Annotated in this window: 21 protein-coding genes and 1 pseudogene; 14 read left to right on the top strand and 8 right to left on the bottom strand. The window is 66.7% G+C overall.

Going from position 1 to position 23934, the window contains the following annotated elements:
- Positions 1 to 160 precede the first annotated feature (160 nt).
- Positions 161 to 1078: a 16S rRNA (cytidine(1402)-2'-O)-methyltransferase gene (rsmI, locus tag CQW49_RS06945; protein WP_003612004.1), complete on the top strand. Its 918-nt coding sequence runs from the start codon at positions 161 to 163 to the stop codon at positions 1076 to 1078.
- Complete coding sequence (locus CQW49_RS06940) at positions 1075 to 1449, top strand: YraN family protein (RefSeq protein ID WP_003612006.1); 375 nt, start codon at positions 1075 to 1077, stop codon at positions 1447 to 1449. The genes rsmI and CQW49_RS06940 overlap by 4 nt, the downstream gene beginning before the upstream one ends.
- Before the next feature lie 57 nt (positions 1450 to 1506).
- Here the strand turns inward: CQW49_RS06940 and CQW49_RS06935 are convergent, their stop codons facing one another.
- Together CQW49_RS06935 and CQW49_RS06930 are read right to left on the bottom strand one after the other, a co-directional pair.
- Positions 1507 to 2448 carry a ribose-phosphate pyrophosphokinase gene (locus tag CQW49_RS06935; RefSeq protein WP_003612009.1) on the bottom strand — a complete coding sequence of 314 codons (942 nt, stop codon included), beginning with the start codon at positions 2446 to 2448 and terminating at the stop codon, positions 1507 to 1509.
- Between the two features lie 180 nt (positions 2449 to 2628).
- Positions 2629 to 2841: a hypothetical protein gene (locus CQW49_RS06930; protein WP_003612010.1), complete on the bottom strand. Its 213-nt coding sequence runs from the start codon at positions 2839 to 2841 to the stop codon at positions 2629 to 2631.
- Between the two features lie 153 nt (positions 2842 to 2994).
- On the opposite strand from CQW49_RS06930, the gene CQW49_RS06925 reads away from it, so the two are divergent.
- The 7 genes from CQW49_RS06925 to CQW49_RS06890 all read left to right on the top strand — a co-directional run bounded on the left by CQW49_RS06925 (position 2995) and on the right by CQW49_RS06890 (position 10347).
- Positions 2995 to 3729 (top strand): GNAT family N-acetyltransferase, encoded by a 735-nt coding sequence (locus CQW49_RS06925; protein WP_003612011.1) that lies wholly within the window; start codon positions 2995 to 2997, stop codon positions 3727 to 3729.
- 125 nt (positions 3730 to 3854) lie between these two features.
- Entirely contained in the window at positions 3855 to 5090 is a 1236-nt protein-coding gene (gene mnmA / locus CQW49_RS06920) for a tRNA 2-thiouridine(34) synthase MnmA (protein WP_003612012.1), read from the top strand.
- Positions 5087 to 5821 carry a class I SAM-dependent methyltransferase gene (locus tag CQW49_RS06915; RefSeq protein ID WP_003612013.1) on the top strand — a complete coding sequence of 245 codons (735 nt, stop codon included), beginning with the start codon at positions 5087 to 5089 and terminating at the stop codon, positions 5819 to 5821. Before mnmA ends, CQW49_RS06915 begins: the two co-directional genes overlap by 4 nt.
- Positions 5822 to 5942: 121 nt before the next feature.
- Positions 5943 to 6926 (top strand): UDP-glucuronic acid decarboxylase family protein, encoded by a 984-nt coding sequence (locus CQW49_RS06910; protein WP_003612014.1) that lies wholly within the window; start codon positions 5943 to 5945, stop codon positions 6924 to 6926.
- Positions 6927 to 7310: 384 nt separating this feature from the next.
- Positions 7311 to 8525, top strand: coding sequence for an MFS transporter (locus CQW49_RS06900; protein ID WP_003612018.1), 1215 nt, complete (start codon positions 7311 to 7313; stop codon positions 8523 to 8525).
- The gene (locus CQW49_RS06895; protein WP_003612020.1) at positions 8522 to 9895 is read left to right on the top strand and encodes an anion transporter; all 1374 of its coding nucleotides are present in this window, start codon (positions 8522 to 8524) and stop codon (positions 9893 to 9895) included. Before CQW49_RS06900 ends, CQW49_RS06895 begins: the two co-directional genes overlap by 4 nt.
- An 83-nt stretch (positions 9896 to 9978) precedes the next feature.
- Positions 9979 to 10347 carry a PRC-barrel domain-containing protein gene (locus tag CQW49_RS06890; RefSeq protein WP_003612021.1) on the top strand — a complete coding sequence of 123 codons (369 nt, stop codon included), beginning with the start codon at positions 9979 to 9981 and terminating at the stop codon, positions 10345 to 10347.
- 11 nt (positions 10348 to 10358) lie between these two features.
- On the opposite strand, the gene CQW49_RS06885 is transcribed toward CQW49_RS06890, so the two are convergent.
- The gene (locus CQW49_RS06885) at positions 10359 to 10970 is read right to left on the bottom strand and encodes an alpha/beta fold hydrolase (RefSeq protein ID WP_003612023.1); all 612 of its coding nucleotides are present in this window, start codon (positions 10968 to 10970) and stop codon (positions 10359 to 10361) included.
- Between the two features lie 304 nt (positions 10971 to 11274).
- Here CQW49_RS06885 and CQW49_RS06880 point away from each other — a divergent pair, with 304 nt between their 5' ends.
- Together CQW49_RS06880 and CQW49_RS06875 are read left to right on the top strand one after the other, a co-directional pair.
- On the top strand, positions 11275 to 12735 hold the full coding sequence (locus CQW49_RS06880) for an MBOAT family O-acyltransferase (protein WP_003612025.1): 1461 nt from the start codon (positions 11275 to 11277) through the stop codon (positions 12733 to 12735).
- A complete protein-coding gene (locus CQW49_RS06875; protein ID WP_003612027.1) occupies positions 12699 to 14012 on the top strand; it encodes a hypothetical protein in 1314 nt (437 codons plus the stop codon). The genes CQW49_RS06880 and CQW49_RS06875 overlap by 37 nt, the downstream gene beginning before the upstream one ends.
- Positions 14013 to 14122: 110 nt before the next feature.
- Here CQW49_RS06875 and lpdA read toward each other — a convergent pair whose 3' ends face one another.
- The 4 genes from lpdA to rpmI all read right to left on the bottom strand — a co-directional run bounded on the left by lpdA (position 14123) and on the right by rpmI (position 17036).
- Complete coding sequence (gene lpdA / locus CQW49_RS06870; RefSeq protein WP_003612029.1) at positions 14123 to 15562, bottom strand: dihydrolipoyl dehydrogenase; 1440 nt, start codon at positions 15560 to 15562, stop codon at positions 14123 to 14125.
- A gap of 325 nt (positions 15563 to 15887) precedes the next feature.
- Complete coding sequence (locus CQW49_RS06865; RefSeq protein ID WP_003612030.1) at positions 15888 to 16289, bottom strand: hypothetical protein; 402 nt, start codon at positions 16287 to 16289, stop codon at positions 15888 to 15890.
- A gap of 133 nt (positions 16290 to 16422) precedes the next feature.
- Positions 16423 to 16788: a 50S ribosomal protein L20 gene (rplT, locus tag CQW49_RS06860; RefSeq protein ID WP_003612032.1), complete on the bottom strand. Its 366-nt coding sequence runs from the start codon at positions 16786 to 16788 to the stop codon at positions 16423 to 16425.
- A gap of 47 nt (positions 16789 to 16835) precedes the next feature.
- Complete coding sequence (gene rpmI / locus CQW49_RS06855) at positions 16836 to 17036, bottom strand: 50S ribosomal protein L35 (protein ID WP_003612034.1); 201 nt, start codon at positions 17034 to 17036, stop codon at positions 16836 to 16838.
- A 335-nt stretch (positions 17037 to 17371) separates the two neighbouring features.
- Between rpmI and CQW49_RS06850 the strand changes: the two genes are divergently transcribed.
- Positions 17372 to 18697 carry a cytochrome-c peroxidase gene (locus CQW49_RS06850; RefSeq protein WP_024749919.1) on the top strand — a complete coding sequence of 442 codons (1326 nt, stop codon included), beginning with the start codon at positions 17372 to 17374 and terminating at the stop codon, positions 18695 to 18697.
- Here the strand turns inward: CQW49_RS06850 and CQW49_RS06845 are convergent.
- Positions 18612 to 20300, bottom strand: coding sequence for an asparagine synthase-related protein (locus CQW49_RS06845; RefSeq protein WP_003612038.1), 1689 nt, complete (start codon positions 20298 to 20300; stop codon positions 18612 to 18614). The two genes, CQW49_RS06850 and CQW49_RS06845, sit on opposite strands and share 86 nt — an antisense overlap.
- A gap of 292 nt (positions 20301 to 20592) precedes the next feature.
- Here CQW49_RS06845 and CQW49_RS06840 point away from each other — a divergent pair, with 292 nt between their 5' ends.
- Together CQW49_RS06840 and CQW49_RS06835 are read left to right on the top strand one after the other, a co-directional pair.
- A complete protein-coding gene (locus CQW49_RS06840) occupies positions 20593 to 22191 on the top strand; it encodes a peptide chain release factor 3 (RefSeq protein WP_003612039.1) in 1599 nt (532 codons plus the stop codon).
- A gap of 300 nt (positions 22192 to 22491) precedes the next feature.
- Positions 22492 to 23639 (top strand): annotated as a pseudogene (locus CQW49_RS06835) (IS4 family transposase).
- Positions 23640 to 23934: the final 295 nt, after the last annotated feature.

Genomic DNA, 23934 nt, shown 5'->3' with positions numbered 1-23934 from the left:
TCACCGTCCTATACGCGACTGCGGTAAGCAAACGGCAACCCCTAAAATGATCTAGAAGCGATTTTTGCGGGGAAATTGCGGCCTTGATGGCCGCGTCGCCGTTCTGTAAAAAGAACAGTCGGTCGATTATCAGAACGGCGCAGGCGCCGGGGAGGACGTGATGGCCGCCAGCAGAGAGGACGCTCCGCGCGCGCCGGGCTATGCCGCTTTCGGCCTGCGCGCCGAGGCGGAGAAGATCGAGCCCGGCCTGCATCTCGTGGCGACGCCGATCGGCAATCTGAAGGATATTTCGTTCCGCGCGCTCTCGACGCTCGCCGCGGCCGACGCCGTGGCGGCCGAGGACACGCGCGTCACCAAGACGCTGCTGGCGCATTACGGCATATCGACGCCGCTGGTCGCCTATCACGAGCACAATGCGCAAGTGATGCGGCCGCATCTCATCGCGCGGCTCGAGGCCGGCGCGGCGCTGGCGCTCGTTTCCGACGCCGGCACGCCGCTGATCTCCGATCCCGGCTATAGGCTGGTGGCGGAGGCGCTGGAGCGCGGGATCAAGGTCACCTCCGTGCCGGGGCCTTCGGCCGTGTTGGCCGCGCTCGTCGTCGCCGGCCTGCCGACCGACCGCTTCTTCTTCGAGGGCTTCCTGCCCAGCAAGAGCGGCGCGCGGCGCGCGCGCCTCGCCGAGCTCGCGCGCATTCCCGGAACTCTGGTGTTCTTCGAATCGCCCCGGCGCATCGCCGAGACGCTCGAGGATTGCGCCGCCGTGCTCGGGTCCCGCGAGGCGGCGATCGCCCGCGAGCTGACCAAGCTCTACGAATCGGTGCGCCGCGGCCGGCTCGATGCGCTCGCGGCGGCGCTGCGCGAGGAGGAGCCGCCGAGGGGCGAGATCGTGCTGCTGATCGCGCCGCCCGGCGCGGGCGCCGAGGAGGCGAGCGAGGCCGAGCTCGACGCGCAGCTCGAGGCGGCTCTCGCCGATCATACGGTGAAGGATGCGGCGAGCGTCGTCTCCGCCGCGACCGGCCGTCCGCGCCGTGAAGTCTATGCGCGCGCGATCAAGCTCGCGGCGGGGCGCGAGCCATGAATGAGGACAGCGCCGCGCGGCGCGCCCGCCATCTCGGCGGGCTGCGCGCCGAGACCCTCGCGGCGCTGTGGCTGCGCTGCAAGCTCTATAGAATCCTGGCGCGGCGCTATCGCTTGCGCGGCGCCGAGATCGACATCATCGCGCGGCGCGGCCGCACCATCTGCTTCGTCGAGGTGAAGGCGCGCGCGAGCCTCGAGGAGGCGATGGTCGCCATCACCGAGGAAAAGCGCAGGCGCGTGTCGCGCGCGGCCTCGCATTGGCTCGCGTCCAACCCCTGGGCCGTGGATCACGTGCTGCGCGCCGACGCGGTGTTCATCGCGCCGCGGCGATTGCCGCTGCATGTCGAAGCGGCGATGAAATTGGATTTATAGTCACGAACGGCGCCGCCTCTCCCTTCTCCCGCCAGAGCGGGCGAAGGGAAACGCCCCTCAATCGAACAGGCTGGACACGCTCTCCTCACGCGCGGTGCGGGCGATCGCCTCGCCGATCAGCGGGCCGATCGGGATGACGCGGATGTTGCGCGCCTCCTGCACCGCCGAGGTCTCCGCGATCGTGTCGGTCAGCACCAGCTCCTTCAGCTTGGAGGCGGCGATGCGCGCCGTCGCCGAGCCCGAGAGCACGCCATGGGTGATATAGGCCGAGACCGAATTGGCGCCCTTGGCCAGCAGCGCGTCCGCCGCATTGCACAGCGTGCCGCCGGAATCGACGATGTCGTCGATCAGGATGCAATTGCGTCCCGTCACGTCGCCGATGATGTTCATCACCTCGGATTCGCCGGCGCGCTCGCGCCTTTTGTCGACGATGGCGAGCGGCGCGTCGATGCGCTTGGCGAGCGCGCGCGCGCGCACCACGCCGCCGACGTCCGGCGAGATCACCATCACGTCGCGCAGATTCTGCCGCTGCTTGATGTCGGCGACCATCACCGGCGCGGCGAACAGATTATCGGTCGGAATGTCGAAGAAGCCCTGGATCTGCCCGGCGTGCAGATCGACGGTCAGCACGCGGTCGGCGCCGGCGCGGGTGATGAGGTTGGCGACGAGCTTGGCCGAGATCGGCGTGCGCGGCCCCTGCTTGCGGTCCTGCCGCGCATAGCCGAAATAGGGCAGCACGGCGGTGATGCGCCGCGCCGAGGCCCGCCGCAGCGCGTCGATCATGATGAGCAGCTCCATCATGTGATCATTCGCCGGCGCCGAGGTGGACTGCACGATGAACGTGTCCTGCCCGCGCACATTTTCCTGGATTTCGACGAACACCTCCATATCGGCGAAGCGCCGAACCTGCGCTCGGCACAGCGACACGCCGAGATAGGCGGCGATCGTTTCGGCGAGAGCGCGATTGGAGTTGCCAGCGAGAATTTTCATCGCGGCCATAGACGGGCATCCTTACTCGAAGACCAAGCCGGCCTCTTAGCAGCGATGGACGGCGCGGACAATACGGCAATAATGTGACACCGACGCCGGCTCGCCCGAGCGGCCAGCCGATGCGCCGCCCCTCGAGAGCGAGCCCTTCAGGCTCGCTTTCCGGGCTGTCAGCTCATTCGGCGCAGACCCTCACGCCGGACGCCGGCAGACGATCTTCATATATTCCTGCCCCTCGCGTGGGGCGATCGCGACGCCCGCTATGGTCGTCTGGCCCATCAGCCCGCATTGCAGCGCGCTCGCGACCTTCGGGCCCTGCACGACGTCTATCGCCGTCTCGGGCCGGCAGTCGCTCGGCGAGACCGAGAGCGAGCAGATCAGGATCAGGATCGAATAGGGCGTCATCGACAGATCTCCTCATGAGGAATCCGCGGGTCCGCATCCTCCCGGCGCCGGCGTCGAGGCCGGACGAGGCTTGTCGACAATCTACGGCATGTTCCATGCCACTTGGATGCGCTATGAGGGTCGGAACGCTTCGGCTCGAATGGTGAGGCAATAATGTCACAATTAGCGCCGCCCGCCGCCTCGGCACCCCCCGCCGTCTTCCACGCGCCCTTGCACGCGCCCTTGCGCGCGCCCGAGCGCGTGCGGCTCGAGGGGGAGCGTGTGGCGCTGGTCCCGCTCGCCGCCGCTCACGCCGACGAACTCCACGCGGCGACGCATGGGGCGGAGCGGGAGGAGGTCTGGCGCTATATGTTCAGCGGCCCTTTCGTCGACGCTCAAGCCTTCCGCGCCGACATAGAGGAGAAGGCGCGCAGCGAGGAGCCGTTGTTCTTCGCCGTGATCGACAAGAAGAACGGCCGCGCCGTCGGTTTTCAGGCCTATCTGAACATCGAGCCAGCGCATCGCGCCGTCGAGGTCGGCTGGGTGCTCTATTCCCCGGCGCTGCAACGCACCGCGGCGGCGAGCGAGGCGCAATATCTCTTCGCCGCCCATGCTTTCGAGACGCTCGGCTGCCGCCGCTATGTGTGGAAATGCGACGACGCCAATGAAAAGTCCAAGGCGGCGGCGATTCGCCTGGGATTCGTTCCCGAGGGCCTCTTCCGGCAGCATATGATCGTCAAGGGCCGCAACCGCGACACGGCCTGGTTCTCGATGCTCGATGGGGAATGGCCGGCGCGCAGGAGCGCCTTCGAGGCCTTCCTCGCCAAGGAGAATTTCGACGCGCAAGGGCGCCAGAAAACATCGCTTTCGGCCTTGAACGGCCGAATCTCCGCGGCAAATAGAGGCTGAGAGGCGTCCGGCCCGGCCGGGTGATTGCCTCTCGACTCGTATGATGCTTAAGAAAACCGAGCAGCGAGCCGGCCTCACATCGCCGGTGGTCGTTCGCCGAACGCGCTTCGGACGGTTCCCCTGAGATGACGACGGCAGGCGCAGGCGTCCCCGACGAGACGGAATTGAACAGCTTGGGCTTGCCCAAGCCGGCGCAGGACACGCGCGTCGTCGTCGCCATGTCCGGCGGCGTCGATTCGAGCGTCGTCGCCGCGCTGCTGGCCGAGCAGGGCTATGACGTCGTCGGCGTCACGCTGCAGCTCTACGACCATGGCGAGGCGGTCCATCGCAAGGGCTCCTGCTGCGCCGGCCAGGACATCCACGACGCCCGAAGGGTCGCGGCGAGGCTCGGCATCCCCCATTATGTGCTCGATTTCGAGACGCGCTTCCGCGAGACCGTGATCGACACTTTCGCGCAGAGCTACGCCAGCGGCGAGACGCCGGTGCCCTGCGTCGCCTGCAATCAATTCGTCAAATTCGTCGATCTGTTCGAGACGGCCAAGGATCTCGGCGCCGACGCTCTGGCGACCGGCCATTACATCGCCTCGCGGCCCGGGCGCGGCGGCCGCGGGCTCTACCGGGCGATGGACGCCGCGCGCGACCAGAGCTATTTCCTCTTCGCAACCACCCGCCCGCAGCTCGACATGCTGCGCTTCCCGCTCGGCGAATACGCCAAGCCGGACGTGCGCGAGCTCGCCCGCCGCTTCGATCTCGACGTCGCCGAGAAGCCGGACAGCCAGGACATCTGCTTCGTCCCGAGCGGTCATTACAGCGATATCGTCGAGCGGCTGTCGCCGGGCGCGGCCGTGCCGGGCGAGATCGTCCATGTCGACGGCCGCGTGCTCGGCCGCCACGCCGGCGTCATTCATTACACCATCGGTCAGCGGCGCGGCCTCGGCCTCGGCGCCGCCGTGGCCGGCCGCGCGAGCGATCCCCTGTATGTAGTGCGGCTCGACGCCGCCCGCGCGCGCGTCATCGTCGGCCCGCGCGAGGCGCTGGAGACCCGCAGCGTCCGGCTGCGCGACGTGAATTGGATCGGCGAGGGCGAGCTCGCCGACCTGCCCGAGGGCGGTCTCGAGATCGAGGCGCGCGTGCGCTCGACCCGTCCGCCCACGCCGGCGCGGCTGCTGCCGCTCGCCGGCGGCGGCGCTCAGGTGCTGTTCGAGACGGGCGAGTTCGGAGTGTCGCCGGGCCAGGCCTGTGTCTTCTACGATCGCGACGGAGCGCGGGCGCGGGTGCTGGGCGGCGGGTTCATCGCCGCGGCCGAGCACGCCGCCGAGCCCACGGAGCCCATTCTCGCCGAGGAGGGAAGAGCGACATGACCGACGCGCGCCCGGGCTTTCGCTTCTTCGCTCACGCGCTCGACCGGGCGGCGATCGAAGCGGCCTATGCGCGCTGGGCGCCGGTCTATGATCTCATCTTCTCCAATCTCCTCGGCCCGGGCCGCATCGCCGTGGCGGCGATCGCCTCGCGCGCCGACGGACGCATTCTCGACGTCGGCGTCGGCACCGGCCTCGAGCTGCCGATGTTCCGCAAGAGCGCGCGGGTCGTCGCCGTCGATCTCTCGGAGCCGATGCTGAAGCGCGCCGCCGGCCGCGTCGCCCGGCAGGGCCTCGCGCAAGTGGCCGGGCTCGCGCGCATGGACGCGAGCCGCCTCGCTTTTCCCGATTCGAGCTTCGCCTGCGTGGTCGCGCCTTATCTGCTGACGGTCGCGCCGAGCCCGGAGGACACGCTCGACGAATTCGCCCGCGTCGTGCGACCGGGCGGCGAGATCGTCCTCGTCAACCATGTGAGCTCGCCGGACGGGCCCTTCTTCGCGCTCGAATCCTTCATCGGCGAGCGCGTCGCCTCCCTGCTCGGCTGGCGCGTGCAATTCCCCTGGTCGATCATCGGCGACTGGATCGATTCGCGGCCGGACATGCGGCTCATCGATCGGCGCGTCCTGCCGCCCCTCGGCCTGTTCACGCTGACGCGCGTCGAGCGCCTCGCCACCTCCGGCGACGGCGCCCATCCCCCGACGCTGGGCGATCGGATGCCGCTCGAGCGCGTGTGACGCGCGCCGCCGGCGCGATTGCGGCTCCCCTCCCGGTCTGGTATCAAAACGTGAACGAAACGATTCTGCGCCGCCGCGGCCGCTCGCGCTCGCGCCCCCTTCTCGACGGCAGAGGCGATAGATGGAAAGTCGCAGGATTCTGGTGACGGGCGGGGCCGGATTCCTCGGGTCCCATCTTTGCGAGCGTCTCCTCGACGATGGCCATGAGGTGCTCTGCGTCGATAATTTCTTCACCGGCCGGCGCCGCAACATCGAGCGCCTGTTCGATGACCGCAAATTCGAGCTGCTGCGGCACGACGTCACTTTTCCGCTGTTCGTCGAGGTCGACGAAATCTACAATCTCGCCTGTCCGGCCTCGCCGATCCATTATCAGTTCGATCCCGTGCAGACGACGAAGACGAGCGTGATCGGCGCGATCAACATGCTCGGCCTCGCCAAGCGTCTCAGAGTCAAAGTCTTCCAGGCCTCGACCTCGGAGGTCTACGGCGATCCGACGGTGCATCCGCAGCCCGAATCCTATTGGGGCCACGTCAATCCACTCGGGCCGCGCGCCTGCTATGACGAGGGCAAGCGCTGCGCGGAGACCTTGTTTTTCGATTATCACCGCCAGCACCGCCTCAAGATCAAAGTGGCGCGGATCTTCAACACCTATGGGCCGCGCATGCATCCCAAAGATGGGCGCGTCGTCTCCAATTTCATCGTGCAGGCGCTGCAGAACCAGCCGATCACCGTCTATGGCGAGGGACAGCAGACGCGCTCCTTCTGCTATGTGGACGATCTCATCCGCGGCTTCGTCGCGCTGATGGACGCGCCGGATGCGGTCACCGGGCCGATCAATATCGGCAATCCGACCGAATTCACCATTCGTCAGCTCGCCGAGACCGTGATCGACCTCACCGGCTCGCGATCGCCGCTCGTGTTCGAGCCGCTGCCGGCCGATGACCCCAAGCAGCGGCGGCCGGATATTTCGGCGGCCGAGCGGCTGCTCGGCTGGCGGCCGACGATCGCGCTGCGCGAGGGCCTGGTGCGCACCATCGCTTATTTCGACGAGCTGCTCGGCAAATGTGACGGCGCGCCAGAGCGCTCACCGTTCATCGCGGGGTGACGATCGAAGATTCCGTCACGACGCGCTCGACGCCGTCGCGCTCGCCCCGAATGCGGTATTGAAGCCCCGTGCCCCCGTCCGGCAGGAGGCGGAGAATTTCCGACGGCGCTCTTTCCGACAGGACGCCGACCACGCACATGACATGCGCGCCGAGAGGGAACTTGTGAGTGGCGCGGTGATTGTTGCGCGGAGGGCTGCGTCGCCCGATCGCGCTCGTCGAACGGTTCATTGCTCGGCCTTTCCACAAGAGATCGTGGCGGACGCCTAGCATCCGCCTTGACCATATGGCGCGTGCGCGGCCTCCGGCGAGCGCCGCGCGGAGCTTTTCGCAATGCGAAAGGACCTCCCTTTCCCGCGCCTCGGATCGAGAGCGAAGGATCGAGCATGCGCAGCGAACGGGGACTCGACGTCGTCAACTTTCTGCTCGCCGACGTGCAGGGCGGGGTCGGCCCCTTTCTCGCGATCTATTTGTGGTCCAGCCGACATTGGGACGCGACGCAGATCGGCGTGGTGATGACGATCGCCGGCGTCTCCACCGTCTTGGCGAAAACGCCGGCTGGAGCGCTGGTCGATCGGACGAGCCACAAGCGCGGGCTCGTCGCCGCCGCCTGCCTTCTCGTCGCCGTGGGGGCGTCGGCGCTCGCGCTCTTCCCCGGCTTTTGGCCCGCGGCGGCGGCGCAGGCCATGGTCGGCGCCTGCGACGCGGCTTTTCCGCCCGCGATCGCCGCCATCAGCCTCGGCGTCGTCGGCCGCGCTCTGTTCGCTGGCCGGGTCGGGCGCAATGAGGTGTTCAATCATCTGGGCAATGTCGTCGCCGCCGTTCTGGCGGGGTTGGCCGGCTGGCTGATCGCCCCGGTCGCCGCGCTCTGGCTGGTCGCGTTGTTCGCCAGCGTCAGCGCGCTGGCGCTTCGCATGATCGACCCGCGCGAGATCGACGACCGCGTCGCGCGCGGCCTCGACGATGGCGCGGGCGAGTCGAAGAGGCGATCGCCGAACGGGTTGCGCATCATTCTCGAATCGCGTCCCTTGCTCATCTTCACGGCGGCGATCACGCTGTTTCACTTCGCCAACGCCGCTATGCTGCCGCTCGTGGGCGAGCGTCTGAGCGTCGGCGAGGATCAAAAGGGCTCGATGTTCATGGCGGCCTGTATCGTCGTAGCGCAGATCGTGATGATCCCGATGGCGGCGCTGGCCGGCGCCAAGGCCGGGACATGGGGCCGCAAGCCGCTGCTGCTCGCCGCTTTCGCTGCTCTTCCCCTGCGCGGCGCGCTCTACACCTTGACCGACGATCCGGCTTTTCTCATCGCCGTCCAGATGCTCGACGGCGTCGGCGCCGGATTATTCGGCGCGTTGTTCTTCATCGTCGTCGCCGATCTCACCGAAGGCTCGGGCCATTACAACCTCGCGCTCGGCGCGGTCGGCGCGACATGGGGGGCGGGAGCGGCGCTGAGCAACGCCGTCGCCGGCGTCGTCGTCGATCGAGCAGGCTTCGACGCCGCCTTTCTTTTTCTCGCGGGAATCGCGACGCTGGCGTTTCTTCTGCTCTGGCTGGCGATGCCGGAAACCCTCGTCGCCACGCCGACCGCGCGGCGCCCATGACCTCCCCGGCCGACGCGCCGCGTGGCGGCTTCTGGAGAGCGATCGGCGCCACGGCGATCATATTCGGTGGCGCGCTTCTCGCGGCGGCGGTGGGGACGGCGGCCGGATTCGGCCTCCTCGCGGCCGTCGGCGCCGGTTCGGCGCTCTGGGCCGATCGCCAGGAGGTCGCCGCCATCGCGATCTTCGCCGCCACCTATTTCGTCGTCGCGACCGGCGCGGCTCCGGGGAGGCTGCGGCTCGATCGCGCCGGCGCGGCGCTGCTCGGCGCGAGCCTGATGGTCGGCCTGGGCGTCCTGCCGCTCGAGGACGCCTATCGCGCCGTCGATTTCGACACGATCACGCTGCTGCTCGGCATGATGATCGTCGTCGCCAATCTGCGTCTCTCCGGCTTCTTCCGCCTCGCCAGCAATTTCGTGGTCTGCCGCGCGCGCAGCCCGCTCGCGCTGCTCGCCGCGATCGTGCTCGTCTGCGGCGCTTTCTCGGCGTTTCTCGTCAATGACGCCATCTGCCTCGTGATGACGCCGCTCGTCCTCGATCTCGTGCGCAAGCTGAGGCGCGATCCTATTCCCTATCTCCTCGCCATACCGCTTTCCGCCAATATCGGCAGCGTCGCCACCATCACTGGCAATCCGCAGAACATGATCATCGGCGGACTGTCCCATATTCCTTACGGCGCATTCGCCGCCGCGCTGTGGCCGGTCGCCGCCGTGGGTCTCGTCGCCACAGTCGCGCTGCTCGCGGTCATGCATCCGCGCGAATTTTTGACGCGCGCGCCGCTGCCGCAAGTCACTCCGGCGCCGGCGCGGGCGCGGCTTCCGCTCGTCGCCAAATCGGTGATCGTCACGCTCGCCATGATGGTCTTGTTCTTCGCCGGACAGCCGGTCGCCAAGGTGGCGATCGTCGGCGGCTCGCTGCTGCTGCTCACCCGCCATGTGAAGGCCGAGAAGATTTACCGCGAGATCGATTGGCCGCTGCTGCTGATGTTCGTCGGCCTGTTCATCGTCGTCACCGGCCTCGAGCAGACGGCGCTGACGCAAGAGCGCGTCGCCGCCATGGGCCGGCTCGACCTCGGATCGAGCCCGGTTCTCGCCGCGCTCGCCGCCGGCCTCTCCAATCTCGTCAGCAATGTGCCGGCGGTGCTGGTGCTGAAGCCCTTCGTCGCCGGCCTCGCCGATCCGCAGCGCGCCTGGCTCGTCGTCGCCATGGCGACGACGCTCGCCGGCAATTTCACTCTCGTCGGCTCGGTCGCCAATCTCATCGTCGTCGAGCGCGCCAAAGCCGCCGGCGTCGCCATCGGCTTCTGGGCCTATTTCAAGGTCGGCGCGCCGCTCGCTCTCCTGACCATCGCCTTCGGCGCGGCGCGTTTATGAGGGAATATTCGCGCAAGCGGCCGCAACTTTATGAGCGACATCACGTTTTTTCTCAAAGTGGGGGGCCAGAAAGGGAGGTCGAGATGGCGAGCGCACATCATGGGCTCGAGCTGATCTCGAGCGAGCATATCGTCGGCGCGAGTGTCTATGATCCGGGCGGCAAGGAGATCGGCGAGATCGATCATCTGATGATCGATCCCGAAACCGGACGCGCCCGCTACGCCGTGGTGAATTTCTGCGGCTTCATGTGTCTGCGGCCGGGCCATCACGCCGTGCCTTGGAGCACGCTGTGCTACGACAAGGATAAGCAGCGCTATACCAGCGAGGTGACCGCCGAGCAGCTGGAGAAGGCGCCGGATTACGACGCGGCGAGCTGGACCGATCGCGATTGGGAAACCCGCGTTCACACGCATTATGGCGCGTCGCCCTATTGGGAGAGCGCCGCGCGGTGATGGCGCCGGCCTCAGGCTGGCGCCTGCTGCGCTCGCATCAAATGCCGCTGGATCAGGCCGCCGACGAGATCGGCATGGGTTTGCGCGAGATCGTGGCCGGCGTCGGGAATGACGTGAAGCGATGCGCTGGGCAGAAGCTCTCGCAGCCGTTCCCCCACGGAGGGCGGGCTGATCGCGTCGCGATCGCCTGAGATGAGCAGCGTCGGCGCCGCGATCGACGGCAAGCGCGAGGACAGATCCGCGACCGGGTCGGCGATCCATCGCGCCGCGCGCGGGAACAGGCGAAAATAGGCGCGTCGCCAATCCGCGCCGCCGAGCTCTGCGATCGGCACGCCGCCTGCCGTGGCGGTCAGCACGAGACGCCCGACTTTTTCGGGCGCGGCCAGCGTCGCCGCGAGCGCGACGAAGCCGCCCATGGATTGGGCGACGATATCCACCGGCTCGCTCATATGCGCCAGCGTCATCGCAATGAGGTCGTCGACGCGGCCGATCTTCGCGTCGGCCGGCTCGTCGCCGAGACCCGGCCAGCTCAGGAACAGGCCGTCGCAGCCGGCGCGTTCGGCCGCCGGCTTCCAGAAAGCGGCGCTGCCGGCGGCGCCGGGGAGAAACAGGATCTTGGTCATGAGGTCCGTCGTTCGATCGAATCCGCGCAATTATATCCGCTCGAACGGAATCGTTCGAGTGATGCGAGGCCCGCGCTTCGATCGAGACGGTGTCCGGGCCGACCACAGGTCGATCATGGCCGAAGGCCGTGCTATTTTCGCCATGTCATGAGAGCCGGGAAGACGCCGCGGCGTCATTGCGAGCGGAGCGAAGCAATCCAGAGCCGTGGGGCATCGCTTGCTTCTCGCAATCACGCCGCCAGCTTCCGCGGGCTCATTCGATATATTTTTTCAGCTCACTATTCCATCGACGAGCCATTTTCGAATGCTTTTCACTTCGCCGATTTTTCTGTTCGGCTTTCTTCCCGTCGTCCTCTGCGGCTTTCTGATTCTCGAGCGCCGGGGCGATGCGGAAAGCTGTGCGCTGTGGCTGACGGCCGCGTCCTTCGTCTTCTATGGCTGGTGGAGCCCGAGCTTTCTCATCGTGCTGCTGGCGTCGACGGCGGCCAATTTCACTTTGGCGCGCGGCATGGAGCAGATGCGCGGCGCGCTCCGCCGCGCCGTCTTCATCGCCGGCCTCGCCGGCAATCTCGCGCTGCTCGGCTATTTCAAATATGCCGACTTCCTGATCTCCTCGGTCAATGACGTCGCCGGAACGGAATTTGTCCTTCTGCACATCGTCCTGCCGCTCGGGATCTCCTTCTTCACCTTTCAGAAGATCGCCTATCTCGCCGACATTCACGCCGGCCGGGCGGTCGCCGGCCGTTTCGCCGATTTCGTCCTCTTCGTCTTCTTCTTCCCGCAGCTGGTCGCCGGGCCGATCGTCCATCACGCGGAGATGACCCCGCAATTCTCGCGTCTCGCGCCGGTGGGCGGCGGCGTGGATTGGGTGCGGCTCGCGACCGGCGCCGCGATCTTCCTCATCGGGCTCATCAAGAAAATCGTCGTCGCCGACCAGATCGCGCCCTACGCCTCGCCCGCCTTCGCCGCCGCCCAGGACGGGCCGGTCGGCCTGCTGCTCGGCTGGCAGGCGGCGCTCTGCTACAGCGCGCAGCTCTATTTCGATTTTTCCGGCTATAGCGACATGGCGATCGGCCTCGCGCGGCTGTTCGGCCTGCGCCTGCCGGCCAATTTCGCCAGCCCCTACGCCGCGACCTCGATCGGCGAGTTTTGGCGCCGCTGGCATATGACATTGTCCCGCTTCCTGCGCGACTATGTCTATATTCCGCTCGGCGGCGGCCGCTGCGGCGCGACGCGGCGCGGCCTCAATCTGATGGCGACCATGCTGCTCGGCGGCCTCTGGCATGGCGCCGGTTGGACCTACATCCTCTGGGGCGGCCTGCACGGCCTCTATCTGCTGATCGCCCACGCCTGGAGCGGCTGGGGGCGCCTCGCTCTGCCGCGGCCGCTCGGCTGGCTGCTCACGCTCGCCGCGGTCGTCGTCGCCTGGGTTCCTTTTCGCGCCGCGAGCGTCGGTGACGCCGCCAATATCCTCGCCGGCATGGCGGGCCTGCACGGGCTGCATGGCGCCGGCGCGGCCATTGAGGCGCCGGGGGGCCTCGTCGCGGCGATGGCGATCCTCGCCGCTTGCGCCGTGCTGCCGAACACGCAGCAGATCATGCGCGCTTATGAGCCGACGCTCGGCGCGGCGCCGGCGCCGGGCCGGCGTCAAATCCCGCTCGTCTTTTCCCCATCCTTCGGCTGGGCCGCCGGCCTCGGGCTCGGCGCGGTCGCCGTGGAGTTGTTCTCATGGCAGACGTCCGAATTCCTGTATTTCCAGTTCTGACGTCCCAGGCGGCTTCGCCGTCGGCAAAGGCCGCCGCCATGCGCCGCTGGCTGATCGCGACCGCCGCCTGCGGCCTCGGCTGCCTTGCCGCTCTTCTCGCCCTCGTGCTCGCGACCGATGTGTTCGCTTTGTTCGGCACGCGCGCATCCGCCATCCCCGTTCCGCAGAATTTGCGGCTCTCGACCGGTGGCGACCGCGCGATCAAGGCGCTCGCGATCGCGGCGCTGAAGGAGCCGCTCGACGTGCTCTTTCTCGGCTCCTCGCGCGTCGTCTTCGGCTTCGATCCGGCGTGCCGAAGCCTCGAGGGATTGCGCGCCTACAACGCCGGCCTCAATGGCTCGCATTCCGACGAGGCGGCCGAGGTGCTCCATTACGCGCTGGACCATGGGCCGAAGATCGCGCGCGTGGTCTGGAACATCGATTTCGAGGAGTTCTTCCGCGAGAGGGAAGGCGCCGGCGATTTCGCGCAATCGGGCTTCGCCGGCGCGTCGCCCCTCTCTGTTCAGCTTCGCCATGCCCTGACTTATGAGGCGCTGCGCAAGTCGCTGGCGGCCATCTTCGGCGGACAGAGCTTTTATATGGATGTGAATGGCTTCTATCATTACGATCGGCAGGCGCCCGCCAATCTCGATAATGGCCGCGACTTTTCCGCGCTGCCGACGCTGCGCGACTGGTTTCCGCATTACCTGCTGACGTTGCAGGATCGATTCGCGATCGCCGCGGAGCAGCGCTTCGCACGTCTCGAGGAGGCGATTCGCGAGGCGCGCGGCCGCGGCGTCGCCGTCGATATCGTGCTGATGCCCACGCATGTCGCGCGCCGCGCACTGTTCGACCTCGCCGGCTTGCAGCCGCGCTTCGAGCTGTGGAAGCGCCGCCTCGCCGAGAGCGTCGCCGCGGCGGCGGAAGGCGAGGGCGCGCCGCTGCGCGCTTTCGATTTCACCGAGATCGGCGAGATCGCGCGCGCGCGCTTCGGGCCGGGCGGACCGCTGGAGCGCTCGCCGCTATTCTTCGAAGCGCTGCATCCAAAGCCGATCGTCGGCGAGATGATCCTCGCCCGTCTGCTGGACCGCGGTCCTCGCGCAAAGTTCGGCGATTCGCTCGCCGAGACGACGCGGCCGGAGCGCCTTGCCGCCGACCGCGCCGCGCTTGCCCGCTGGCAGGCCGAAAACCCGACGCTGGTCGCGACGATCGCCGCCGTTGTGCAGGCGAATGACCACCGTGACGAGCCGCTCGTCGCGACTGTTCGCGCGGAAGCCTCGTTTCTCATGCGCGAATAGACTAGTCGGGCTGAAGGAGCGAGCCTGAAGGCTCGCGGTCCAGGAGCCGCAATTGGACCGCGAGCCTTCAGGCTCGCTCTCGAGGGCCGTCAGCTCGAGTGCAACAGCCCCTAAATATGCAGCGCGCGGCCAAAGGCGTCGAGCGCGCTCTCATGCATCGTCTCGGACAGGGTCGGATGCGGGAAGATCGTCTCGATCAGTTCCGCTTCCGTCGTCTCCAGCGTCATGGCGATCACGAAACCCTGGATCAGCTCGGTGACCTCGGCGCCGATGAGATGCGCGCCGAGCAGGCGTCCGCTCTTTGCGTCGAAGATCGTCTTGATCAGACCCTCGGTCTCGCCCATGGCGATGGCCTTGCCATTGCCGAGATAGGGAAAGCGCCCGATCTTCAGCTCGTATCCCGCCGCTTGCGCCGCGGCCTCGGTCAGCCCGACCGAGGCGATCTGCGGATGGCAATAGGTGCAGGCCGGAATGCGCGTGCGCTCGATCGGGTGCGGGGCGAGGCCGGCGATCGCCTCCACGCAGACCGTTCCCTCATGCTCGGCCTTATGCGCCAGCATGGGCGGGCCGGCGACATCGCCGATGGCGTAGAGCCCCGCCACATTGGTGCGCAGCAGCCCGTCGACCTTGATCACGCCGCGCTCGAGCGCGACGCCCAGCGCCTCGAGTCCGAGATTTTCGCTGTTGGGAACGACGCCGACCGCCGAAATCACCCGTTCGGCCTCCACCATGCTTTCCGCTCCGCCCTCGGCCGCGATGGTCGCGACGACGCTGCCGTCCTTCGTGTCGAGCTTTGCGACCTTGGCGCTGGTCAGAATGCCGATTCCCTGCTTCTCGAAGGATTTGCGCGCGAAAGCGGCGATCTCGGCGTCCTCCGCCGGCAGGATTTGCGGCAGCGCCTCGACCAGCGTCACCTTTGCGCCGAAGGTCCGGTAGAAGGAGGCGAATTCGACGCCGATGGCGCCGCCGCCGACGATCAGCAGCGATTTCGGCATCGCCTGCGGCGCCAGCGCCTCGAAATAGGTCCAGACGAGCTTTCCGTCCGGCTCCAGCCCGGGCAGGGCGCGCGGCCGAGCGCCAGTCGCGACGATGATGTGCTTGGCCTTATAGGTCCCTTCGCCGAGCGTCGCCTTGGGCTTTGGAAATTGCGCCCTTTCGCCGAAGGAGGGCGGCGCGGCGACGCCGATCTCGCCCGGCGCGGTGATCCGCGCCTCGCCCCAGATCACGTCGATCTTGTTCTTGCGCATCAGAAAATCGACGCCGGAATTGAGCCGTGCGGCGACAGTGCGCGAGCGCTTCACCAGCGCCTGCGGATCGTAGGAGATCTCGCCCGTGATGGTGAGGCCAAAGTCCTTCGCGTGCTGGGCATAGCGAAAAATATCGGCGGCGCGCAGCAGCGCTTTGGTCGGGATGCAGCCCCAATTGAGGCAGATGCCGCCGAGATGCTCGCGCTCGACGACCGCCGTCTTCAGCCCGAGCTGAGCGGAGCGGATGGCGGCGACATAGCCGCCGGGCCCGCCGCCGATGACGAGAACATCATAATCACCCATGGCGAACCTCGAATCGAAAGCTGCGCGCCCCTTCGTCATGATACAAACAAAAGAGGACTGTCTGTCGAGGCAAGTCCAAGAGTCGATCGGTTTATTGAGGGGCGCGCGCCTTCCCTCACGAAACTGCTTGAAACGGATCGTGTGTCATGACATGTGTCATGACACGAGATTCAGTTTCGAGGTGAGAACGGCCTCCTCACGCGCCGGGCGTTCGATCGTTCGCTCGGCAAAGTAGCTAGGGCGACTTAGCGAAGAGATCCGGAATTGGGCGTCCGGCGAACCGGAATCTCGGCTTCAAGGCTCCGCCTCGGCGGAGCCTTTTCGTTTAGACGGCGCGTTTCAAATGTCCTTTTTCGCGGCGGCTCTGGACCTTTTGCTCGGAAATTCGATAAAAACTGGCGATATGATAACGCCCGCGTGCGTCTGGCTCGATATTGACGGCCACGAGGATGATTGCGCCGGCGGCGACGATGCGACCAACGAGCTCGATTTTGCCATGGTTGTTGATATCATCACCGACATACAAAGGGGCTGTGACCACGGCCGATACATGTGGCTGAATGACGGGGTATTCATCCGGGTGCCGTCTCGACGCGTGAATTTGAGCGCCGCGAGAGAGGATCACATCGCCCGGGTCCAGCTCATAACCGAGAACACGGTTTATCATCTCGACCGGCAGCGGGCCGAGGATCAGATCGGGGATTTTTGCGGCGTGCTTTTTTTTCATCAACGAATAGGTGTCTGCAACGCTGCTCGAGGCTGAGTCTCACAATATCGCCGGGGGACGACCCGTTCGAAAAAAAACCCGCCGGCGGCGCGCGCCGCGGCGGGTTTCGCATTCGGGACCGGACGAGCGCCGCTCAGGCGCTCTGCGGCAGCGCGGACTTGGCCTTCTCGACCAGCGCCTTGAACGCCTCCGGCTGGCTGATGGCGAGCTCGGAGAGGACCTTGCGGTCGATGATGACGCCGGCCTTGGTCAGGCCGTCGATGAAGCGGCTGTAGGTGATGCCGAACTCGCGCACCGCGCCATTGAGGCGCTGAATCCACAAGGCGCGAAACACGCGCTTCTTCGCCTTGCGGTCGCGCGTCGCATATTGCATCGAGCGGTCGACGGCGGCCTTGGCGGCGCGGATGGTGTTCTTGCGGCGGCCGTAGAAGCCTTTCGCGGCGTCGAGGGTCTTCTTGTGCTTGGCGTGGGAGGTGACGCCGCGCTTGACGCGAGCCATGATGCGATCCTTTCAGGAAATTCGAGAATGCGGGGGACGGAACGGGCTCAGCCGTTCGGCAGGAAGTATTTCTTGATGTTGTCGCCGTCCGTCTTGAAGAGGACGGAGGTCCCGCGCAGATTCCGAATCTGCTTGTTGGTTCGCTTGATCATGCCGTGGCGCTTGCCCTTCTGGGCGTAGACCACCTTGCCTGTGCCGGTGATCTTGAAGCGCTTCTTGGCGCCGGACTTGGTCTTCAGCTTGGGCATTTTGCTCTCCTCGGGCGAGGCCCGGTTGGTCGCGCCGACAGAATCGGCGCCTGTTTCGCGCGAGCGAAAAGAACCGCCACGGCAGCCCATCACTGGCCGGGCGGTTCGGAAGCGGGGCTTATAGGCGGAAAGACGGGCGAAAAGCAAGCAGGGCGGGAGGCGGCTCGGCGGCCCGTCCTGTGACAGCGTGGCGCATCGCGCATCGCACGCTGGGGCTCGCGAATACCCGCGGTTGAAACAAATTGGTCACACTCACCCCCGATGCTGAACCTTCAGCGGAAAACGGGGGGATTCCGATGGAGCAGAAGAGACAGGGTAGAAGGCGGATTGCGGCATTGGCGACGACCGCTCTGGCGGTCGTCATTCTCGGATCGGCGTCGGCGGCGACGCGCAAGCCGACGAGCCCGGCCCAATTCGACGCCGCACGCGCCGCTTTCCTGGCCGATCTGCAGAAAGGCGCCGTCGCGGCGGCGGCCGCGAACGCGACCAGCACGCTCGAAATCCAGCTCGGCGAACGGCTCTTTTCCGACAAGAACCTGTCGCTGCGGAGAAATCAATCCTGCGCCAGCTGCCATCAGCTCACCCCGGCCCGCGATTCGAAGACGGGAAAGCGGCTTCCAGCGCCTGGCTTCGTCGACGCCGACAATGTCGAGCACGGCACGCCGGTGTCCGACGGTTCGGTTCCGGGGCGCTTCGGCAGCCTCAACGCGCCGAGCGCCGCTTATGCCGCCTTTAGCCCGGCCTTCCATTGGGATTCGGACGAGGAGCTCTATGTCGGCGGCCAATTCTGGAATGGACGCTCGGCGACGCTCGCCGATCAGGCCGGCCAGCCCTTTCTCAATCGCGTCGAGATGGCGATGCCGAGCAAGGCCGCCGTCGTCGACCGGCTGAAGGCGAATGCGAATTACCGCGAGCTGTTCTGGTCGGTCTACAAGTTGAAGATCGACCGATCGCTCTCGGCGAAGGAGGTCGAGACCGTCTATGGCGCGATGACGCGGGCGATCGCCGCCTTCGAGCGCACCCGGCCCTTCGCCAAATTCAACGCGAAATTCGATTATTTCATGGTGGGGCGCACGAAGCTGACCCCGCTGGAGCTCGAAGGGCTCGTGCTCTTCGACGGCAAGGCCAAATGCGGCGGTTGCCATATCAGCACGCCGACGCAGCACGCCGACGGGACCTGGACGCCTGCGCTGTTCACTGATTTCACCTATGACAATATCGGCGTCCCGCGCAATGTCCTCATCCCCGGCGACCCTGCGCCCGACAAGGGTCTCGGAGGGCGCCCCGAGATCGCGGCCGTCGATCCTCAAAAGCTCGAGATCGGCAAGCAGAAGGTGATGACGCTGCGCAACATCGCGATCACGCCGCCCTATGCGCATAATGGCGTGTTCGCGACGCTCGAGCAGATCACCCATTTCTACAACACGCGCGACACGCTCGGGCGCGTGCCGGACAATCGCAGCTCCCGCTTCGGCGTCACCGGCTGGCCGGCGCCCGAGAGCCCGCGCAACGTCAACGCCGACGAGCTCGGAAACCTCCGGCTCACGGCGCATGAGGAAGCCGCGCTCGTCGCCTTCATGAAGACGTTGACCGACGATTATCCGAGCTGGGGACAGGACCCCAAAGTTCCTCCGGGCTCGTCGCCGCCTTATTGGCAGTGATGCGCCCCGTCCCTCCGCCGGTCGACGGGGCGACGGACAAGGGGTGATGGCGCAGCCAATGCGCGAGCGCGGCCAGCTCGGCGAGATCGCTGTAGCATCCGCCGAGCGCGACGAGATTGCGGAGCTGCAGACGCAGCAGCGCGCCTCGCAGCTCCCGCCGCGCGCCGGCCCAGTCGCGAAAGCGCGGGAGCAGCCACCAGAGGCGGGAGGGATTGGGCGAATAGCGCTTTTGCTGCACGAGGCCGGTCTTCGCGCTCAGAAACTGGCGGAGGAGCCATTTGGCGACCCCATCGCGATAGAGAAGCTCGAGCGGCAGGGCGAGAGCGAACTCGATCATCGCGCGATCGAGGAAAGGCGACGCGAAGGACATCTCTGGGCCGATCGCCCGCCGCGCCGCCAGCCATAGCCCGCGATATTTGGCCCCGACATGCTTCAGCGCATAGATGCGGTCGCAGAGCGGATAGCCGTGCCGCTCGAACAGGGCCCGCCGCTCGGCCCATTCCGCCTCGCGTTCGCGCCGCGCCCAATCCTCGGCCGCGCGTGGATCGAGGCCGAGCGCCGCGAGCGCCGTGAGGCGGAAGCGGCCGGGCGTCGCCGGCTGGCGCCGCCGGCGGATGTAGTCGTCGAGCGTGAGACCGGCGACGGCTCTGGCGTAATCGCTGCCGCCGGGCGGCAGGCCGCGCGTGTAATCGTCGAATTCGAGGAAGAGATCGCCGACGAAATCGCCGTCGAGGCAGAGGCGCGTCCCTTCGGCGAGCGCGCTCGCGCCGATCGCATGGACGCTGGTCGCTTGCGCGTAGCCGCTCGGCGCGTCGCAGTCTCGGGCCCGCAACGCCTCGACTGCCGCCGCGAACTCGCGTCGGCCGACGCGCACGGGCCGATGTGGGACGCCGAGCCGTGCGGCGGCGCGCGCGGCCTCCCGCAGTTCCGAATAGCGGCGCGGCGCATAATCGGCGGTCACGCCGACGACATTCATCCCCGCTTCGCGCGCCAGAAAGGCGATGATCGCGGAATCGGTCCCGCCCGAGAGGAAGCAGGCGACGCGATCCTCGCCGGCGCTCAGCGAGCGAAGATAGCTGGTCGCGATGTCGGCGAATTCGTCGCAGGCTGCGTCCAGCGACAGACCGGGGCGCGGCTCGATATCGTTCCAATCAAAATAAGCGTGAGAGACGACCCTTTCGGCCGTCAGGATCGCCAGCGACGCCGGCTCGACCTCATGGACTCCGTCATAGAGCGGGCGCAGGCCGCAGCCGCCGTGAACCGCCCAATGATACAGCGCCTCCGGCGACAGAGCGCCGGTCGCATGGGGAGCGAGATCGCAAAGGCGCGTCGAGACGAGCGGCGCGCGGCTTCTCCGGTCGAGACGATAGATGGGGACGCTGGCGACGAGGTCGGTGATCGCGATGGTTCTGTTCTCGCCGTCGCGAATGACGATGGCGAACTCGCCGCGCAATTTGCGGCAGAAGGCGATGAGGCGCTCGATGGACGCCGGCTCGCGAAAGACGGGGTCCTCGGCGCCGAGCCGGCGGCCTTCGTATATGGGAGCGCCCTCGATGGTGACGCAAATCGCGCCGGCGCCGATCGCATCCAACAGCAGCTGCATTCTCGAAGTCTCTGCAATAATTCACGAAACAAATTAGAGGCGAGGCGCTGCGCGCGTCCGTCTTCGCGAGCGCTCCAAGCGGTCCAGAAGCCGTGGGGCGGCCCCTCGATTGCTTCATCGCTTCTCGCGATCACGCCGCCTTTTCCGTCTCGGCGCCCGGCCAGGGAAGCCGCTGATTGCGGCGACAGAGCGGCCTCGCCGACAGTCTCCGCGGCACATGCCGCTGGCCCTGCGCGGCAAATGCCCTTAAAGGGCGGTGCCGACGATCCATTCATCCGAGCGAGCCAAAGCCGTGACCACGCCTCAGCCGAGCGATCCCATCTCGCGGCGGCGCACCTTCGCCATCATCTCCCATCCGGACGCCGGCAAGACCACGCTCACCGAGAAGCTGCTGCTGTTCGGCGGCGCCATTCAGCTCGCCGGCGCGGTGAAGGCCAAGCGCAACGCGCAGCAGACACGCTCCGACTGGATGAGCATAGAGCGCGAGCGCGGCATTTCCGTCGTCACCTCGGTGATGACCTTCGAATATGGCGGCTGCGTCTTCAATCTGCTCGACACGCCCGGCCATGAGGACTTTTCCGAGGACACCTATCGCACGCTGTCGGCGGTGGACGCCGCGGTGATGGTGATCGACGCCGCCAAGGGCATCGAGGCGCGCACGCGCAAATTGTTCGAGGTCTGCCGGCTGCGCGACATTCCGATCGTCACCTTCATCAACAAGCTCGACCGCGAGTGCCGCGATCCGTTCTCGCTGCTCGACGAGATCGAGAAGACGCTGGCGCTCGACACGGCGCCCGTCACCTGGCCCATCGGCTCCGGCCGCAGCTTCGCCGGCACCTATCGCTTCGGAGCCAAGACCGTGCGCAAGGTCGATTCCGACGCCGAGCCCATGCCGGTCGGCGGGCTCGAGGACCCGGCGCTCACCGCTCTGCTGCCCGCCCATGACGTCGCGGCCTGGCAGGAGGAGGCGATGCTGGCGGAGGAGGGCTGCAAGCCTTTCGAGCTCGCGGCCTTTCGCGAAGGGCATCTGACGCCGGTGTTCTTCGGCAGCGCGCTGCGCAATTTCGGCGTGCGCGATCTCATCGACGCGATGGCCGCATATGCGCCGAGCCCGCGAGGGCAGGAGGCGGACAAGCGCGCCGTCGCCCCGGCGGAGCCGAAGATGACCGGCTTCGTGTTCAAGATTCAAGCGAATATGGACCCGAACCACCGCGACCGCATCGCCTTCATGCGCGTCTGCTCGGGTCGGCTCACGCGCGGCATGAAGGCGAAGATCGTGCGGACGGGCAAGATGATGAGCCTCAACGCGCCGCAATTCTTCTTCGCCCGCGACCGCTCCATCGCGGATGAAGCCTTCGCCGGCGATGTGGTCGGCATTCCCAATCACGGCGTCTTGCGCATCGGCGACACGCTCACCGAGGGCGAGGACATCTCCTTCCGCGGCGTGCCGAGCTTCGCGCCGGAAATCCTGCGCCGCATCGTCATCTCCGACGCGATGAAGGCCAAGAAGCTGCGCGAGGCGCTGCGCCAGCTCGCCGAGGAGGGCGTGGTGCAGCTGTTCCTGCCCAATGACGGCTCCGGCGCGCTCGTCGGCGTCGTCGGCGCGCTGCAGCTCGACGTGCTGGCGACGCGGCTCGAGGCCGAATATGGGCTCGACGCCAAATATGAGACCTCGCGCTTCTCGATCTGCCGGTGGGTCACGTCCAGCGATCCCGTCGCCTTGAAGAGCTTCATCGACTCGCATGGCTCGTCCATGGCCGAGGATCTGGACGGCGCGCCGGTGTTCATGTCGCCGAGCGAGTTTTCCTTGCGCTATGACGCGGAGCGGCATCCGGCGGTCGTGTTCTCCGATGTGAAGGATTATCAGAAGAGCGCGGCGGGGAAGGGGTGACGGCGGGGGGCGTGATGCTCGTCCCCACGTGAAATGTCCCGGCGCTTCTGCGATGTGAGTCTCGGCTGTAAATTTCGTTCGAGACGTCGCGACGCCTCCCGCGCCCCTCACCTCACCTCTCGCCGCAGGCGGGGAGAGGGGCTGCCGGCGCCGCTGGTATTTCGCGCAGACGGCGCTCCTCTCCCGCTCGCGGCACGGCTGTCCGGGGAATGAGTCGATAAGTCGCGGGCGCATGCCTGGTACTTCCGAAGGTTTCGGGGTATTTTCCGGTTGTCGAGACTGGAAAATAAAGGACCAGACATGCGCTTCCAGAATAGCGTTTTTGTCGACTTGCTCAAGCCGATCGATCGTCGCGCGTTCGGCCAAATCGTCGCGCGCCACAAGGGCGACGCCTACGACAAATCCTTCAAGAGCTGGGATCATCTCGTCGTCCTGATCGCCGCTCAGCTCGGCGGCGAAACGAGCCTGCGCAGCCTCGAGGCCGCCTTCAACGCCAACAGCGGCTCCCATTATCACCTCGGCGTCCGCAGGATCGCCCGCTCCACCCTCGCCGAAGCCAATGCGCGCCGGCCCGTCGGCGTCTTCGCCGATCTGTTCGCGCGCCTCTCCTGCGAACTCGACCGCAGAACGCGCCGCGACGGCGCCGAGCTGCTGCGCCTCATCGATTCGACGCCTATCCCGTTGAGCAAATTCCACGACTTCGCCCGCTCGAACGGCCGCATCCACGGCATGAAGATGCACGTCGTCTACGATCCCGGGGTCGACCGCCCCTTCTGCGTCGAGGTCACGCCCGCCAATGTCAACGATGTCGAGATCGGCAAGAAGACGCCGATCGAGGCCGGCGCGACCTATGTCTTCGACAAGGGCTATTATGATTTCAAATGGTGGAGGGACATTCACGAGGCCCGAGCCTTGTTCGTCACGCGCCCCAAGAGCAACACCCGCCTCGCCGACCTCGCGGATCGGGAGATGCCGCAGACGCGCGGCGAAGGCTACACCGTGCTCAGGGATTGCGAGGTCGAGCTCGCCAGCAAGGGCGACTCGAAACTGCCCATGCCGCTGCGTCGCCTTCATATTCAACGCGATGCGCTGAAGGACGGCAAGCCGCAGCTGATCGTCGTGATCACCAACGACCGCTCTACAAGGCGCGCTGGGCCATAGAGCTGCTGTTCCGCTGGATCAAGCAGCATCTCAACATCCGCAAGTTTCTCGGCGAAAACGAGAACGCCGTGCGGCTGCAGCTGATCGCGGCGATGATCGCTTTCGTGCTGCTGCGCATCGCCGCCCACCGCCACGATATCGAACTCGCGCATCTGCGGTTCTCGGAGCTCGCCGGCAGGTTTCTGTTCGAGCGGCGACCGATCGACAGACTCGAACGGCCGCCGCCCAAATATCAGGCCGCGCGGCGGCGCATATCGCCGAGGCAGCTGGAGCTCGCCTATGCCTGATTTTCCCCGGACAGCCGTGCGCTCGCGGGGAGAGATGAGTGGCCGGGCCGTTGGTCGCAATCGAGACGCCGCGAGCAAATCGCGGCAGCGGCTTGACCGGCCCCGGCTTCTCTCGTAACATTCCGGTCGAAATTTCTCGAAGGAGCGAAGCCGTGGGCGGCATTCTTCTCGTAAGCAGGGCGCTGGAGACGGATCGGGGATGACCCGAGTTCCGCAGCCAGCGCTATCCCGAGGCCCCTCAGGGGCCTTTTTTATTGCCCGCAAGCCCACTCGACTGTGATGTCGACGCGACTTT

This window comes from Methylosinus trichosporium OB3b, assembly GCF_002752655.1.
GTDB classification, from domain to species: Bacteria; Pseudomonadota; Alphaproteobacteria; order Rhizobiales; family Beijerinckiaceae; genus Methylosinus; species Methylosinus trichosporium.
Note: the sequence above shows the minus strand (reverse complement) of the source record. Positions and strands in the feature narration are given on the sequence as shown.

Bases quoted from the DNA above. Each gene is read 5' to 3' on its own strand.
- CQW49_RS06915 (WP_003612013.1), top strand. From the start codon at position 5,087: ATGACCGACGCGCGCCCGGGCTTTCGCTTCTTCGCTCACGCGCTCGAC.
- rsmI (WP_003612004.1), top strand. From the start codon at position 161: ATGGCCGCCAGCAGAGAGGACGCTCCGCGCGCGCCGGGCTATGCCGCT.
- CQW49_RS06935 (WP_003612009.1), bottom strand. From the start codon at position 2,448: ATGGCCGCGATGAAAATTCTCGCTGGCAACTCCAATCGCGCTCTCGCC.
- CQW49_RS06890 (WP_003612021.1), top strand. From the start codon at position 9,979: ATGGCGAGCGCACATCATGGGCTCGAGCTGATCTCGAGCGAGCATATC.
- CQW49_RS06930 (WP_003612010.1), bottom strand. From the start codon at position 2,841: ATGACGCCCTATTCGATCCTGATCCTGATCTGCTCGCTCTCGGTCTCG.
- CQW49_RS06910 (WP_003612014.1), top strand. From the start codon at position 5,943: ATGGAAAGTCGCAGGATTCTGGTGACGGGCGGGGCCGGATTCCTCGGG.
- CQW49_RS06865 (WP_003612030.1), bottom strand. From the start codon at position 16,289: ATGAAAAAAAAGCACGCCGCAAAAATCCCCGATCTGATCCTCGGCCCG.
- CQW49_RS06895 (WP_003612020.1), top strand. From the start codon at position 8,522: ATGACCTCCCCGGCCGACGCGCCGCGTGGCGGCTTCTGGAGAGCGATC.
- CQW49_RS06900 (WP_003612018.1), top strand. From the start codon at position 7,311: ATGCGCAGCGAACGGGGACTCGACGTCGTCAACTTTCTGCTCGCCGAC.
- CQW49_RS06925 (WP_003612011.1), top strand. From the start codon at position 2,995: ATGTCACAATTAGCGCCGCCCGCCGCCTCGGCACCCCCCGCCGTCTTC.
- mnmA (WP_003612012.1), top strand. From the start codon at position 3,855: ATGACGACGGCAGGCGCAGGCGTCCCCGACGAGACGGAATTGAACAGC.
- CQW49_RS06885 (WP_003612023.1), bottom strand. From the start codon at position 10,970: ATGACCAAGATCCTGTTTCTCCCCGGCGCCGCCGGCAGCGCCGCTTTC.
- CQW49_RS06940 (WP_003612006.1), top strand. From the start codon at position 1,075: ATGAATGAGGACAGCGCCGCGCGGCGCGCCCGCCATCTCGGCGGGCTG.
- lpdA (WP_003612029.1), bottom strand. From the start codon at position 15,562: ATGGGTGATTATGATGTTCTCGTCATCGGCGGCGGGCCCGGCGGCTAT.
- rpmI (WP_003612034.1), bottom strand. From the start codon at position 17,036: ATGCCCAAGCTGAAGACCAAGTCCGGCGCCAAGAAGCGCTTCAAGATC.
- CQW49_RS06875 (WP_003612027.1), top strand. From the start codon at position 12,699: ATGGCAGACGTCCGAATTCCTGTATTTCCAGTTCTGACGTCCCAGGCG.
- CQW49_RS06880 (WP_003612025.1), top strand. From the start codon at position 11,275: ATGCTTTTCACTTCGCCGATTTTTCTGTTCGGCTTTCTTCCCGTCGTC.
- rplT (WP_003612032.1), bottom strand. From the start codon at position 16,788: ATGGCTCGCGTCAAGCGCGGCGTCACCTCCCACGCCAAGCACAAGAAG.
- CQW49_RS06845 (WP_003612038.1), bottom strand. From the start codon at position 20,300: ATGCAGCTGCTGTTGGATGCGATCGGCGCCGGCGCGATTTGCGTCACC.